The organism is Pelorhabdus rhamnosifermentans, assembly GCF_018835585.1.
Lineage (GTDB): Bacteria > Bacillota > Negativicutes > UMGS1260 > UMGS1260 > Pelorhabdus > Pelorhabdus rhamnosifermentans.
In genome coordinates this window covers 44,937-58,950 of record NZ_JAHGVE010000010.1, presented here as the reverse complement: position 1 = coordinate 58,950, position 14,014 = coordinate 44,937, and the positions used below count along the sequence as shown (strand labels likewise).

The following is a 14,014-nucleotide window of genomic DNA, read 5'->3' as shown; positions in this document are numbered from 1 at the left end:
CCCTACTTCATGAAGCCTTGATAGTGCCGCGCGAGTACGAGCGACTCAATTTGCTTCATCGTGTCAAGAGCAACACCGACAACGATGAGTAGGGCTGTGCCGCCAAAATATACTCCTTGAATATTGGTCGCTGCCGCAACAAAGTTTGGCAAAATAGCAATCAATGCGAGGAAAACTGCACCGGCAAGAGTAATTCGGGTCATCACGCGGTCTAAATAGTCAGCGGTTGGTTTCCCCGGACGAAGTCCTGGAATAAATCCACCGTATTTTTTCATATTATCTGCCATATCCGATATATTCATAGTAACCGCAGTATAGAAATACGTAAAAAAGAGAATAAGCAGCGCATACAAAGATGTTTGTAGCGGCGTACCCCACGCAAACCACCCTGCCAGAGTTTTTACCCAGGGAATGTCAATAAACTGGGCAATAGTTACTGGGAACATGAGCACGGATGACGCAAATATTATTGGAATTACACCCGCCTGATTTACTTTAAGCGGAATGTGAGTAGAGTGACCACCATACATCTTACGGCCAACAACCCGTTTCGCATACTGCACGGGGATCTTGCGCTGACCCTGCTGAATGGCAATAACAAAAACAATCATTGCAACTGCAATTATGAGAAAGAACAATACATTAAACCAACTAATACTGCCTGCAGTTAAATACTGATAAATAACATGTAATCCATCAGGAAGTCTGGAAACAATACCTGCAAAGATAATAAGTGAAATACCATTACCAATGCCTTTTTCGGTGATTTGCTCACCAAGCCACATCAAAAATGTCGTACCTGCTGTCAGTGTTAAGGCAATCAGGAAAATGGAACCTATGCTTGGATTGATAATGGCCTGTTTAAGACCAAATGCCATCCCAATGGCCTGAATAAACCCAAGAACGACTGTACCATAGCGGGTGATTTGGGTAATCTTTTTCCGCCCTTCCATGCCTTCCTTGCCCCATTGTTCAAATTTCGGCACAACGACAGTCAGTAACTGCATAATGATGGAAGCATTAATATAAGGAGTAATGCTCATCGCAAAAATAGAGAATTTACTTAAAGCACCACCAGAAAACAAATCCAACAAACCGAACAAGTTGCCTGAGGTAAAAAGTTGCTCAATAACGGAGGCATTCACACCCGGAACAGGAATATGTGCGCCCGCCCGAAATACTAAGAACATAGCCAAAGTAAATACAATTTTCTGTCTGAGCTCTGTGATCTTTAGGATATTGGATAAAGCTCCAAGCACCTAGATCACCTCTACTTTGCCGCCAGCGGCTTCGATCTTGGCAATTGCTGTCTTGGTAAAGCCATTGGCTTTTACAGTAAGAGCCTTAGAAAGTTCGCCGTTGCCGAGAATGCGCACCCCGTCATAGACGTTTTTTAGAACGCCAGTTTCTACTAAAACAACTGGATCAATGACTGTGTCCGCATCAAAACGGTCCAGGGTTGATACATTCACTTCAGCAAATTTTAAAGCATGAATATTTTTAAAGCCCCGTTTTGGGAGTCTTAAATACAAAGGTTTCTGACCACCTTCAAAGCCAGGACGAGTACCGCCGCCGCTCCGAGAGTTTTGGCCTTTATGACCTTTCCCGCTGGTTTTACCAAGACCGCTGCCGAGTCCACGCCCAACACGGGTACGACTTTTCTTTGATCCTGGTGCAGGAGATAATTCATGTAATTTCATCAGTAACACCTCCTTAAAACTAGTCTTGTGATTCTTCTACCGTTACAAGATGCTCCACTTTATGAATCATGCCTTTAATGGCCGGAGAATCTTCTTGAATAACGGACTGATGCATTTTTGTCAGTCCCAAAGCTTTAACAGTAGCTCTTTGGTCCACAGGTCTGCCGATAAGGCTTCGGGAAAGAGTAATTTTCAGCTTAGCCACTTTTTTATTCCTCCTTAACCCAAAAGTTCCTGAACGGTTTTTCCACGAAGTTCAGCTACTTTCTCAGCACGCTTTAATTGTTCCAAGCCGCTAAGAGTTGCACGAACCATATTATTAGCATTTGAAGAACCGAGCGATTTTGTCAAGATGTCACGAATACCGGCAAGTTCAAGAACGGCACGGACAGGACCTCCTGCAATAACTCCAGTACCTTCAGAAGCCGGTTTCATTAAAACTCTACCTGCACCAAATTCGCCAATAATTTCATGAGGAATGGTGGTTTTTACAATTGGAACTTCGATAAGATTCTTCTTGGCATCTTCAATTCCTTTACGAATGGCTTCAGGCACTTCGCCGGCTTTACCAAGACCCATACCAACATGACCGTTTTCGTCTCCAACAACAACTAATGCACTAAATGAAAAACGACGACCGCCTTTTACTACTTTGGCAACACGGTTAATAAAAACGACTTTTTCTTTTAAGTCAAGACTGGCGTATTCTATTCTGGCCACTTGTATCCCTCCTTTTCTTAGAACTGAAGCCCTGCTTCACGAGCACCTTCAGCAACAGCTGCAATCCGACCATGATAAATATAACCGCCACGGTCAAACACAACTTTCTCAATACCCTTTGCTAGTGCACGTTTCGCTACTTCTTTACCGATCAATTTAGCTGCTTCAATATTTCCGCCCTTTTCGATAGTCGCACGCAATTCTTTATCAAGTGTACTAGCCGAAACGAGAGTCATACTTGTTTCATCATTGATGATCTGAGCATAAATATTATTTAAACTGCGGAAAACATTTAGGCGCGGTCTTTCAGCCGTACCAACAACATCTTTACGCATTCTGTAATGACGCTTTAAACGGGCATCATTTTTCTTGTGTTTACGAAGCAAGGTAGTCACTCCTTTCTGTATCGCAATTACTTCTTACCTTTACCGCCGGCTTTACCAATCTTACGGCGGATATGTTCACCTTCGTACTTAATGCCTTTACCTTTATAAGGTTCAGGTTCACGGAAAGAACGAATATTAGCAGCAATAGCGCCAACCGTTTCCTTATTAATACCTGAAACAATAATCTTATTCGGAGCAGGAACATCAAGCGTAATACCTGCGGGGGGCTCAACGACAACAGGATGAGAAAAACCTAATGTAAGATTTAAATTTTTTCCTGCTTTTGCTGCTCTATAACCCACACCGGCAATTTCTAAAGTCTTTTTATATCCTTCAGTAACACCTATGACCATATTTGAAATCAAAGTCCGTGTCAAACCATGTAAGGATCTGTGTTGCTTATTTTCACTGGGACGCTCTACAACGATGGTGTTATCTTCCATTTTGATAATCATATCAGGATGGAGAGTACGGGTAAGTTCGCCTTTCGGCCCTTTAACCGTCACCACATTGTCTTCCATCTTCACGGTTACACCGCTGGGAATGGCAATAGGCATGCGACCAATTCTAGACATATTTGCACCTCCTAGTCAAAAAAATGATTACCAGACATAAGCGATAACTTCGCCGCCAAGTTTTTCTTTCCGGGCTTGTTTATCCGTCATAATCCCTTTGGATGTTGAAATAACGGCAATACCCAAACCACCTAATACACGAGGCAGATGGTCATTTTTTGCATATACACGCATACCGGGTTTGGAAATACGTTTAATACCGTTAATTACCTTTTCCCGGTTAGGACCATATTTTAAGCTGACACGCAAAATTCCTTGTTTACTATCAGTAATCATTTCAACTTCTTTAATAAAGCCTTCGGATTTCAAAATTTGCGCGATAGACTGTTTAATATTTGAAGCCGGAATTTCAACCTTTTCATGATAAACCGAGTTAGCATTGCGGATACGGGTTAATAAATCGGCAATAGGGTCGGTCATAACCATTTCACATTACCTCCTTTCGTAACTATTTACCAGCTAGCCTTGGTGACTCCAGGAATGGCACCTTTATAGCTTAATTCTCTGAAGCAGATACGGCACATTTCAAATTTGCGGATATAGCCGTGGGGCCGGCCACAAATTTTGCATCTATTGTATTTCCGAACACTGAATTTCGGCTCACGCTTCCATTTTTCAATCAATGCCTTTTTGGCCACGAGTGACCCTCCTTCTTTTGTTATGCGCTAAATGGCATACCCATCAGTTTCAAGAGCTCGCGAGCTTCCTCGTCGGTTTTGGCAGTTGTCACAATGATGATATCCATTCCGCGAATTTTATCGATTTTATCATACTCGATTTCCGGGAAAATCAGTTGTTCCTTGACGCCCAGCGTATAGTTGCCACGGCCATCAAAAGCACGAGGACTGATTCCGCGGAAGTCACGTACACGAGGAAGTGAAACATTAATCAGTTTATCTAAAAACTCATACATTCTACTTCCACGAAGCGTAACTTTCGTTCCAATCGGCATACCTTGACGAATCTTAAATGCAGCAATAGACTTTTTCGCCTTAGTAATGACGGGTTTCTGACCAGTAATTTGTGCAAGATCACCCACAGCATTATCTAATACTTTCGGATTAGCTACAGCTTCACCAACACCCATGTTAATAACAACTTTGTCAACAACCGGAATTTCCATTACGTTTTTATAACCAAATTTCTTTACTAATTCTTGCGTAACTTCATTTACATACTTATCTTTCAGGCGGGTCATGTGTCGTACCTCCTTTCCGCGTTATTTATCTTGATCAATAATTTCATTGCACTTCTTGCAAGTCCGGGCAAGTACGCCATTTGCAAGAGCCGTCTTTTTAATACGAGTAGGTTCTTTACATGATGGACAAACGAGCATTACTTTTGCGGAATGAAAAGCGGCTTCTTTTACTACGATACCGCCTTGAGGCATTTTCGCACTTGGTTTGGTGTGGCGTTTTACTTTATTGACGCCTTCCACAACAATTTTGCCTTTTTTCGGCAGTGCTTGAATGACTTTTCCTTCTTTACCTTTATCTTTACCAGACAATACTTTTACTGTATCGCCCTTTTTTACATGCATTTTAACGGTCTCGGACAAAGCAGGACACCTCCTATACTAGTACTAGATTACTTCTGGTGCCAGGGAGATGATTTTCATGAAATCTTTATCACGAAGCTCTCTGGCTACTGGTCCGAAGATACGCGTGCCTCTTGGGCTCTTATCATCTTTAATGAGCACAGCGGCATTTTCATCAAAACGGATATAAGAACCATCTGGACGACGCAGACCTTTTCTGGTACGAACGACAACAGCCTTCACGACCTCGCCTTTCTTTGCCGTTCCGCCTGGCGACGAGTCTTTTACAGCAGCGACGATAACATCACCAATGTTGGCATATTTACGATAAGAACCGCCTAAAACGCGGATACACATAATTTGTTTCGCGCCCGTGTTGTCAGCTACATTTAACATACTCTGTTGTTGGATCATCGTTATCCCTCCTTATCCACGATTTACCGATTATTTAAGATTATTTCGCTTTTTCCAGAATCTCAACGACTCTCCAACGTTTATCTTTAGATAATGGGCGGGTTTCCATGATTTTTACTGTATCGCCAATATGGCTCTCATTATTTTCATCATGGGCTTTAAACCGAGTTGTTTGTTTTACGGATTTTTTGTAAAGCGGATGCTGTACAAGACGCTCAACTGTTACAACAACAGTTTTTTCCATCTTATCGCTCACGACTTTACCAATTCTTACTTTACGGTCACTGCGTTTATCTAACACATTATTTTCATCCAACACGTGTTATAATCCCCTTTCCTTAAATATCTTTATCTGATGGCCAACGTTTTCGGGGCCTAACTAAGCTAGGATTACGCTTGCGATGCGTTTAATTCGCGTTCACGTTGGATTGTTTTTATGCGGGCGATCGTCTTTTTGATCTCACGAATACGAACTGGGTTTTCTAGTTGTCCAGTTGCATGTTGAAATCTAAGGTTAAAAAGCTCGTCTTTTAGCCCAGCTAATTTCTGTTCCAATTCAGTTGCGCTGAATTCGCGGATGTCTTTAACCTTCATTATTCGTCACCACCCACTTCTTGTTCCGGGGCCACTGTATCTTCACGTTTAACAAATTTTGTCTTGATCGGCAATTTATGTGCTGCAAGCCGCATTGCTTCACGTGCAATTTCTTCAGACACGCCAGCCATTTCAAACATGACGCGACCTGGTTTTACAACAGCTACCCAATATTCCGGCGATCCTTTGCCGCTACCCATACGAGTTTCAGCTGGTTTGGCCGTAACTGGTTTATCCGGAAATATTTTAATCCAAACTTTACCGCCACGATTGATATAACGAGTCATTGCAATACGGGCAGCTTCAATTTGACGATTTGTAATCCAAGACGGTTCAAGTGCAACAAGACCGAACTCGCCATGGCTTACTGTGTTACCACGCATAGCGCGGCCTTTCATCCGTCCGCGAAACTGCTTACGATGTTTTACTCTTTTCGGGATTAGCATTAATTTTCGCTCCCTTCTTGAGCAACAGGGGCTACTTTTTTCGCTTCAGGCAAAATCTCGCCTTTATAGATCCAGACCTTAACGCCAATACGACCATAGGTAGTATGAGCTTCGGCAGTTCCATAGTCGATATCAGCACGAAGTGTATGAAGTGGAATACTCCCTTCACGGGTACTTTCGCTGCGAGCAATTTCTGCTCCGCCCAAGCGACCACCACACATGATTTTAATGCCTTTGGCACCCATTCTCATTGTCCGGCCGATGGATTGTTTCATAGCCCGTCTGAAAGCAATACGTCTTTCCAACTGGGAAGCGATGTTTTCAGCAACTAAAGTAGCACTCAGTTCAGCATGCTTAATTTCAGCAATGTTGACATCAATCGATTTGCCTGTTAAAGCTTTTAAGTTTTTGCGGAGCTCTTCAATGCCGCTGCCGCCACGACCAATAACCATACCTGGTTTGGCTGTATGAATCGTTACTTTCGTCCGATTGGCTGCCCGCTCAGTTTCGATTTGGGAAACACCGGATGCATAAAGTTTCTGTTTAATAAATTTACGAATTTTTAAATCTTCATGGAGATTAGTAGCATAGTCTTTGTTGGCATACCATTTCGCATCCCACGTTTTGATGACACCAAGGCGAAGACCATGCGGATTAACTTTTTGACCCACTTTTATTCCCTCCCTCGCCTGTTATCTTTCTTTGACTACGATGCTCACGTGACTAGTGTGTTTCAAAATTTTAAACGCCTGTCCACGAGAACGCGGATGGATCCGCTTCAAAGTCGGGCCTTGATCAACATAGGCCTCTGAAATATAAAGATTATCAGCATTCATATCACAATTATGTTCTGCATTTGCAACTGCTGATTTGAGTACTTTTTCTAAAACTTCCGATCCAACTTTCGGCACATGCTTTAAAATTGCGAAGGCTTCGCCTACATTCTTACCGCGAATTAAATTCATTACGATGCGAATTTTGCGAGGAGCAATTCGGATGTGCTTTGCCAGTGCTTTGGCTTCCATAGTTTAACCCCCTCTCGCTCTTTACTTCAAGCCTGATGTTTTTTCGCTGCCGGCATGGCCCTTAAACGTACGGGTTGGTGCGAATTCACCAAGTTTATGACCTACCATATCTTCCGTTACGTAGACTGGCACATGTTTACGTCCATCATGAACGGCAATGGTATGCCCCACGAAAGCCGGGAGAATAGTTGAACTGCGTGACCACGTTTTAACAACTTTCTTTTCGTTGTTTTCATTCATGACGCTGATCTTTTTCATCAAGCTTTCTTGAACGAAAGGTCCTTTTTTTATCGATCTGGACACCGCTTTGGCCTCCCTTCTCTACTGTCTATTTCGTACGTCTCTTCACAATCAAGCGATCAGACGCCTTTTTAACACGTGTTCTAGCACCATAAGCATCTTTACCCCAAGGAGTAACTGGATGTTTACGACCAACAGGCGAACGTCCTTCACCACCACCATGTGGATGGTCACAAGGATTCATGGCTACACCGCGGTTAGCCGGACGAATGCCAAGCCAGCGTGAACGGCCAGCTTTACCACTTGTAATGTTCTCATGTTCCAAATGGCCAACTTGGCCAATGGTTGCACGGCAATTCACATGAACTTTGCGGATTTCACCAGAAGGTAAACGAAGCATGGCATAGTCGCCTTCTTTGGCCATAAGCTGTGCTACAGAGCCAGCACTACGAACAAGTTGTGCACCTTTACCAATTTTAAGTTCCACATTATGCACGGAAGTACCAACAGGAATATTTTTTAGTGGCAAGCAATTGCCTATTTTAATATCGGACTCTGGGCCACTTGTAATAATATCACCCATTTTTAAGCCGTTTGGTGCAATAATATAACGTTTTTCACCGTCTGCATAATTTAAAAGAGCAATACGGGAAGAACGGTTTGGATCATATTCTATCGTAGCCACTTTGGCTGGAATATTGTCTTTCGTACGTTTGAAGTCGATCAATCGGTACAATCTTTTGTGTCCACCGCCTTGATGACGAACAGTAAGACGTCCTTGATTGTTACGACCAGCATGTTGAGCAAGCCGTTCAAGTAATGACCGTTCTGGCTTATCTGTTGTAATCTCAGAAAAATCAGCAACTGTCATAAATCTTCTGGCTGGAGTATAAGGTCTAAAACTTTTAACTGACATAAGTGTCCCTCCTTTACATCAAATTGTTACTTACAGAACACCTTCGAAGAATGGAATGGTTTCGCCTGGTGCCAAAGTAATAATCGCTTTTTTATAATCAGCGCGTTTTCCTTGGGTTTTGCCCATGCGTTTCACTTTACCAAGTACACGAACCGTATTCACTTTAAGAACTCTTACTTTAAATATTTCTTCAACCGCCTGGCGGATTTCAACTTTGTTTGCTGTCAGTCTGACAACAAAAGTAAATTTGTTATCCTGCATCAAGCTCGTCGTTTTTTCCGTAATTAACGGGCGAACGATAATATCACGTGCGTTGGACATTATGCGAGCACCTCCTCAATCTTGGCGACTGCACTTTTCGTGACAAACACCTTATCATGATATAAGAGGTCAACTACGTTAAGGCCCATCGATGTAATCGTTTTAACTCCTGGAATGTTGCGTGAAGACTTTTCGACATTGTCATTCTGGTCAGCCGTAATAATCAGGGATTTTTTCTCTGATTTTAGGTTTTTCAGCATAGCAACTGCGTTTTGAGTCTTTGGTTCAGCAAATTCAATTTCTTCGAGAACAGTAAGTTCCCCATCTTGCAGTTTGGCTGTAAGAGCACCTTTAATTGCAAGACGACGTGCTTTTTTCGGCATCGAAAAAGCATAGCTTCTCGGATGGGGGCCAAAAACCGTACCGCCGCCAACCCAAATCGGTGAGCGCGTACTTCCTGAACGAGCCCGGCCAGTTCCCTTTTGCTTCCAAGGTTTTCTGCCGCCACCACGTACAAATCCTCTTGTTTTCGTTGAAGCATTGCCTTGACGTTGGTTTGCTTGCTGCATCATCACGGCTTGGTGAAGAACAGCGTCAAGAACTTCTACGTTAAATACATTATCATTTAATTCTAACTCACCGGTCTGTTCGCCGGCGATATTATATACTGCTACTTTCGGCATGTAGTTCATCCTCCTTTCTTACAACTGGCAGTTATTTTAACGGTTTCACTGTATTGCGAATGACAACGAAACTGCCTTTAGGACCTGGAATTGCACCTTTAATGAGAATCAAATTACGTGCATCATCAACGCGTTGAACAGTCAAACGCTGAATAGTCACTTGTTGACCGCCCATATGACCTGGCAGCTTTTTACCTTTAAATACATGACCGCCGCCGCCACTTGTCATTGGACCTGTTGAACCAGGTTCACGATGAGACTTGGAACCATGACCCATGGGTCCACGACTGAAATTATGACGCTTAATTGTACCAGCAAAGCCTTTACCTTTGGCTGTGCCTGTTACATCAATGACTTCACCTTCGGCAAAAGTATCCACACCAATTGTTTGGCCTACTGAATATTCCGAAGGACCTGCTAAACGCATTTCACGAATGAACTTAACGGGTTTTACACCGGCTTTATCAAAGTGACCTTTCATGGGCTGCGTCACATGTTTATCTTTAGCAGCGCCAAAACCTAGCTGCACTGCATTATAGCCATCGTTTTCAATTGTTCTATTTTGAAGTACAACGGTATTTCCTGCTTCCACAACTGTAACAGGAACGACTTTACCTTCTGCAGTAAAGATTTGCGTCATACCAAGCTTCTTACCTAAAATTGCTTTAGCCATCCCTAACACCTCCTCCTACAGCTTGATTTCAATGTCCACACCGGCTGGAAGATCCAAACGCATTAACGCGTCAACAGTTTTCGCTGTTGGTTCCAGTATGTCAATAAGACGTTTGTGCGTGCGCATTTCGAATTGCTCACGAGAATCCTTATTAACATGAGGTGAACGTAAAATCGTGAAAATATTTTTTTCTGTCGGAAGAGGAATAGGACCTGATACAAGTGCTCCACTTCTCTTTGCAGTATCGACAATTTTGACTGCACTTTGATCTAATGCCTTGTGATCATATGCTTTTAAGCGAATTCGAATCTTTTGCTGTTTCGCCATTTTTTATTGCCTCCTTATCGCCCAGTTTCATTGAACGGACAGTTCTCAGTGGAAATTCCCCTGTTTCCAGCAACCTTCCACCTCATCGCCTTGATCCCAAGAGGTCTAACAATAAGGGTGCCCCAGCACCCTTATTTGCCTCGGTTGTAATTTCCTTATGCATTAATTGCTGAAACAACGCCGGCGCCTACAGTACGGCCACCTTCACGAATTGCAAAACGAAGTCCTTCTTCCATTGCAATCGGTGTAATAAGCTCAATATCCATGCGAATATTGTCGCCAGGCATTACCATTTCTACGCCTTCTGGAAGCGTCGTCACACCCGTTACGTCTGTTGTACGGAAGTAGAACTGCGGACGATAGCCATTAAAGAACGGCGTATGACGGCCTCCTTCTTCTTTCGTCAGTACATAAACTTGTGCCGAAAATTTCGTGTGAGGTTTAATTGAAGCTGGTTTTGCAAGTACTTGACCACGTTCAATTTCTTTTCTTTCAACACCACGCAGCAGTACGCCAATGTTGTCTCCTGCTACAGCGCTGTCTAACAGTTTTCTGAACATTTCAAGACCTGTTACAACCGTTGCTTTTGGTTTTTCTGTCATTCCGACGATTTCAATAGTATCACTTACTTTGATTTCGCCTCTTTCTACACGACCTGTAGCAACTGTGCCACGACCGGTAATTGTGAAGACATCTTCTACTGGCATCAAGAACGGTTTGTCCGTGTCGCGCGTAGGTGTTGGAATGTATTCATCAACAGCATCCATTAATTCATGTATCTTACCGCACCATTCGCATTCGCGTTTACCGCAGCCACATTCAAGTGCTTTAACAGCGGATCCTGTAATAATTGGAATATCATCACCAGGGAATTCATAGCTTGATAACAATTCACGTACTTCCATTTCTACCAATTCAATCAGTTCAGGATCATCAACAAGGTCCATCTTGTTTAAGAATACGACCATTGCTGGTACGCCAACCTGACGGGACAGCAGAATGTGTTCACGAGTCTGAGGCATTGGGCCGTCAGCAGCGCTACAAACAAGGATAGCACCATCCATCTGTGCAGCACCTGTGATCATGTTTTTTACATAGTCAGCATGGCCTGGGCAGTCAACATGGGCATAGTGACGTTTCTCTGTTTCATATTCCACATGTGCCGTATTAATCGTAATTCCACGTTCTCTTTCTTCTGGAGCCTTATCAATCATGTCATACGCCATGAATTCTGCACCGCCTGCTTTTGCCAGTGTCATGGTAATTGCAGCCGTTAAAGAAGTCTTGCCATGATCGACGTGACCGATGGTGCCAATATTAACATGGGGTTTGTTTCTTTCAAACTTTTTCTTAGCCATTGTTATTTTTGCCTCCTAATATCTTTAATTTGTAAGTCTAGTGAATTTATTCATATTTGAGCAACTCAATGCTTAAGCATGACCCTTGACTTTGGTAACAATTGCCTCAGCAATATTCTTTGGAACATCTTCATAATGGTCAAATTCCATGGAATAATTGCCGCGACCCTGTGTTCTAGACCGAAGGTCTGTTGCATAACCAAACATTTCAGCAAGTGGGACAAAGGCTCGAATGTCTTGAGCACCATTACGTGACTCCATACCTTCAATTCGTCCACGGCGAGAGTTCAAATCGCCAATAACATCACCCATGTAGTCTTCAGGAACAACAACTTCAACCTTCATGTACGGTTCAAGAATGGTTGGGCTGGCTTTTGCAGCACCTGCTTTAAAGCCCATGGAACCAGCAATCTTAAATGCCATTTCTGAAGAGTCAACATCATGATAAGAACCATCATAGACAATGACTTTAACGTCAACCATGGGATATCCGGCTACAACACCATTTTGCATGGCCTCTTTAACACCGGCTTCAATTGGAGAAATATATTCACGTGGAATGGCCCCGCCAACGACTTTATTTTCAAAGCTGAAGCCAGTTCCTGGTTCTTGTGGAACCAATTCTAACCAGCAATGACCATATTGACCACGGCCACCAGATTGACGAACAAATTTACCTTCTGCCTTGACTTGCTTACGAATCGTTTCGCGGTAAGCAACCTGCGGTTTACCAACAGTACAATCTACTTTGAATTCACGCAGCATCCGGTCAACGATGATGTCTAAATGAAGCTCACCCATACCAGAAATAATTGTTTGACCTGTTTCCTGGTCAGTACGCATTCTGAAGGTTGGATCTTCCTCAGCCAGACGAGCGAGAGCAACGCCCATTTTTTCTTGGTCAGCCTTTGTTTTCGGTTCAACAGCTACTGAAATAACTGGTTCAGGGAAAACCATGGATTCCAAAATAATGGGGTGCTTTTCATCACAAAGCGTATCCCCTGTCGTCGTATCTTTCAAGCCAACAGCAGCAGCAATATCGCCTGTATAGACAATTTCAATTTCCTCACGATGATTGGCATGCATTTGCAAAATACGGCCAATACGTTCTCTTTTACCCTTCGTCGAGTTAAAGACATAAGAGCCTGATGCAAGCTGACCGGAATAAACGCGGAAGAAAGCGAGCTTACCAACATAAGGATCAGCCATAATCTTAAAGGCCAATGCCGAAAACGGTTTGCTATCATCAGAAGGACGTTCGTCCTCTTCGTTTGTATCAGGGTTTACACCTTTAATTGCCGGTACGTCAATTGGAGCTGGCATAAAATCAACCACTGCATCCAAGAGCGGCTGCACACCCTTGTTCTTATAGGAAGAACCACAGAGAACAGGAGTCATTTTACAAGCAATCGTTGCTTTACGGATGGTGCTTTTGATTTCATCTACCGTAAGTTCTTCGCCCTCAAGGTATTTCATCATTAACTCATCGTCATTTTCAGCAACAATGTCCAATAAATTCTGGCGGTATTTATCAGCCAATTCCTTCATGTCAGCAGGAATTTCTTCTGAATCACTTGTTTTGCCAAGGTCATCATGATAAACAACGGCTTTCATTTCAATCAAATCAATTAGACCGATATAAGTATCTTCGAAACCAATCGGCAATTGAATGGGAACAGGATGGGCACCCAACCGTTCTTTCATCATGTCGATAACCCGATAAAAATCTGCACCAGTAATATCCATTTTGTTTACATACGCAATACGAGGAACATTGTATTTGTCAGCTTGACGCCATACAGTTTCCGATTGAGGCTCTACACCGCCTTTTGCACAAAAGACAGCTACTGAACCATCAAGTACGCGCAGTGAACGTTCTACTTCAACTGTAAAGTCCACGTGTCCTGGTGTGTCAATAATATTAACGCGATGACCTTTCCATTGGGCCGTAGTGGCTGCTGAGGTAATGGTAATACCCCGCTCTTGTTCTTGCACCATCCAGTCCATTGTTGCAGCGCCATCATGAACTTCACCGATTTTGTGTACCTTGCCTGTATAGAAGAGAATACGTTCTGTTGTCGTGGTTTTACCAGCGTCGATATGGGCCATGATGCCGATATTACGAGTGTTTTCAAGACTAAACTGTCTGGCCACTATCT

At 43.1% G+C, this 14,014-nt stretch carries 24 protein-coding genes; all 24 read right to left on the bottom strand.

Annotated features, from left to right (window positions below; translation table 11 throughout):
• Window positions 1-2: 2 nt before the first annotated feature.
• Complete coding sequence (gene secY / locus Ga0466249_RS13390) at window positions 3-1,259, bottom strand: preprotein translocase subunit SecY (protein ID WP_215829962.1); 1,257 nt, start codon at window positions 1,257-1,259, stop codon at window positions 3-5.
• Window positions 1,260-1,700, bottom strand: a complete 441-nt coding sequence (gene rplO, locus Ga0466249_RS13385) for a 50S ribosomal protein L15 (protein ID WP_215829961.1) — start codon at window positions 1,698-1,700, stop codon at window positions 1,260-1,262.
• 19 nt (window positions 1,701-1,719) lie between these two features.
• Window positions 1,720-1,905 carry a 50S ribosomal protein L30 gene (rpmD, locus tag Ga0466249_RS13380; protein WP_215829960.1) on the bottom strand — a complete coding sequence of 62 codons (186 nt, stop codon included), beginning with the start codon at window positions 1,903-1,905 and terminating at the stop codon, window positions 1,720-1,722.
• Between the two features lie 14 nt (window positions 1,906-1,919).
• Window positions 1,920-2,420: a 30S ribosomal protein S5 gene (gene rpsE / locus Ga0466249_RS13375; protein WP_215829959.1), complete on the bottom strand. Its 501-nt coding sequence runs from the start codon at window positions 2,418-2,420 to the stop codon at window positions 1,920-1,922.
• A gap of 17 nt (window positions 2,421-2,437) precedes the next feature.
• Window positions 2,438-2,806 (bottom strand): 50S ribosomal protein L18, encoded by a 369-nt coding sequence (gene rplR / locus Ga0466249_RS13370; RefSeq protein WP_215829958.1) that lies wholly within the window; start codon window positions 2,804-2,806, stop codon window positions 2,438-2,440.
• Window positions 2,807-2,832: 26 nt separating this feature from the next.
• On the bottom strand, window positions 2,833-3,381 hold the full coding sequence (rplF, locus tag Ga0466249_RS13365) for a 50S ribosomal protein L6 (protein WP_215829957.1): 549 nt from the start codon (window positions 3,379-3,381) through the stop codon (window positions 2,833-2,835).
• 27 nt (window positions 3,382-3,408) lie between these two features.
• Complete coding sequence (gene rpsH / locus Ga0466249_RS13360) at window positions 3,409-3,807, bottom strand: 30S ribosomal protein S8 (protein ID WP_215829956.1); 399 nt, start codon at window positions 3,805-3,807, stop codon at window positions 3,409-3,411.
• A gap of 26 nt (window positions 3,808-3,833) precedes the next feature.
• Window positions 3,834-4,019, bottom strand: a complete 186-nt coding sequence (locus Ga0466249_RS13355; protein ID WP_215829955.1) for a type Z 30S ribosomal protein S14 — start codon at window positions 4,017-4,019, stop codon at window positions 3,834-3,836.
• Between the two features lie 20 nt (window positions 4,020-4,039).
• Window positions 4,040-4,579, bottom strand: a complete 540-nt coding sequence (gene rplE / locus Ga0466249_RS13350) for a 50S ribosomal protein L5 (protein WP_215829954.1) — start codon at window positions 4,577-4,579, stop codon at window positions 4,040-4,042.
• Between the two features lie 21 nt (window positions 4,580-4,600).
• On the bottom strand, window positions 4,601-4,939 hold the full coding sequence (rplX, locus tag Ga0466249_RS13345; protein WP_215829953.1) for a 50S ribosomal protein L24: 339 nt from the start codon (window positions 4,937-4,939) through the stop codon (window positions 4,601-4,603).
• A gap of 24 nt (window positions 4,940-4,963) precedes the next feature.
• On the bottom strand, window positions 4,964-5,332 hold the full coding sequence (gene rplN, locus Ga0466249_RS13340) for a 50S ribosomal protein L14 (RefSeq protein WP_215829952.1): 369 nt from the start codon (window positions 5,330-5,332) through the stop codon (window positions 4,964-4,966).
• 40 nt (window positions 5,333-5,372) lie between these two features.
• Window positions 5,373-5,648, bottom strand: coding sequence for a 30S ribosomal protein S17 (rpsQ, locus tag Ga0466249_RS13335; protein ID WP_281422647.1), 276 nt, complete (start codon window positions 5,646-5,648; stop codon window positions 5,373-5,375).
• A 74-nt stretch (window positions 5,649-5,722) separates the two neighbouring features.
• Window positions 5,723-5,926, bottom strand: a complete 204-nt coding sequence (gene rpmC / locus Ga0466249_RS13330) for a 50S ribosomal protein L29 (protein WP_215829951.1) — start codon at window positions 5,924-5,926, stop codon at window positions 5,723-5,725.
• A complete protein-coding gene (rplP, locus tag Ga0466249_RS13325) occupies window positions 5,926-6,372 on the bottom strand; it encodes a 50S ribosomal protein L16 (protein WP_215829950.1) in 447 nt (148 codons plus the stop codon). Before rplP ends, rpmC begins: the two co-directional genes overlap by 1 nt.
• Window positions 6,372-7,043 (bottom strand): 30S ribosomal protein S3, encoded by a 672-nt coding sequence (gene rpsC / locus Ga0466249_RS13320; protein ID WP_215829949.1) that lies wholly within the window; start codon window positions 7,041-7,043, stop codon window positions 6,372-6,374. The genes rplP and rpsC overlap by 1 nt, the downstream gene beginning before the upstream one ends.
• 21 nt (window positions 7,044-7,064) lie before the next feature.
• Window positions 7,065-7,397, bottom strand: a complete 333-nt coding sequence (gene rplV / locus Ga0466249_RS13315; protein ID WP_215829948.1) for a 50S ribosomal protein L22 — start codon at window positions 7,395-7,397, stop codon at window positions 7,065-7,067.
• A gap of 21 nt (window positions 7,398-7,418) precedes the next feature.
• The gene (gene rpsS, locus Ga0466249_RS13310) at window positions 7,419-7,700 is read right to left on the bottom strand and encodes a 30S ribosomal protein S19 (protein WP_215829947.1); all 282 of its coding nucleotides are present in this window, start codon (window positions 7,698-7,700) and stop codon (window positions 7,419-7,421) included.
• A 25-nt stretch (window positions 7,701-7,725) separates the two neighbouring features.
• The gene (rplB, locus tag Ga0466249_RS13305; RefSeq protein WP_215829946.1) at window positions 7,726-8,553 is read right to left on the bottom strand and encodes a 50S ribosomal protein L2; all 828 of its coding nucleotides are present in this window, start codon (window positions 8,551-8,553) and stop codon (window positions 7,726-7,728) included.
• 30 nt (window positions 8,554-8,583) lie between these two features.
• Entirely contained in the window at window positions 8,584-8,874 is a 291-nt protein-coding gene (gene rplW / locus Ga0466249_RS13300) for a 50S ribosomal protein L23 (RefSeq protein ID WP_215829945.1), read from the bottom strand.
• A complete protein-coding gene (rplD, locus tag Ga0466249_RS13295; RefSeq protein WP_215829944.1) occupies window positions 8,874-9,497 on the bottom strand; it encodes a 50S ribosomal protein L4 in 624 nt (207 codons plus the stop codon). The genes rplW and rplD overlap by 1 nt, the downstream gene beginning before the upstream one ends.
• Window positions 9,498-9,528: 31 nt before the next feature.
• The gene (gene rplC, locus Ga0466249_RS13290; protein ID WP_215829943.1) at window positions 9,529-10,170 is read right to left on the bottom strand and encodes a 50S ribosomal protein L3; all 642 of its coding nucleotides are present in this window, start codon (window positions 10,168-10,170) and stop codon (window positions 9,529-9,531) included.
• A gap of 15 nt (window positions 10,171-10,185) precedes the next feature.
• On the bottom strand, window positions 10,186-10,497 hold the full coding sequence (gene rpsJ, locus Ga0466249_RS13285; RefSeq protein ID WP_215829942.1) for a 30S ribosomal protein S10: 312 nt from the start codon (window positions 10,495-10,497) through the stop codon (window positions 10,186-10,188).
• A 155-nt stretch (window positions 10,498-10,652) separates the two neighbouring features.
• A complete protein-coding gene (gene tuf / locus Ga0466249_RS13280) occupies window positions 10,653-11,855 on the bottom strand; it encodes an elongation factor Tu (protein WP_215829929.1) in 1,203 nt (400 codons plus the stop codon).
• Between the two features lie 72 nt (window positions 11,856-11,927).
• Complete coding sequence (gene fusA / locus Ga0466249_RS13275) at window positions 11,928-14,009, bottom strand: elongation factor G (RefSeq protein WP_215829941.1); 2,082 nt, start codon at window positions 14,007-14,009, stop codon at window positions 11,928-11,930.
• Between the last annotated feature and the right edge of the window lie 5 nt (window positions 14,010-14,014).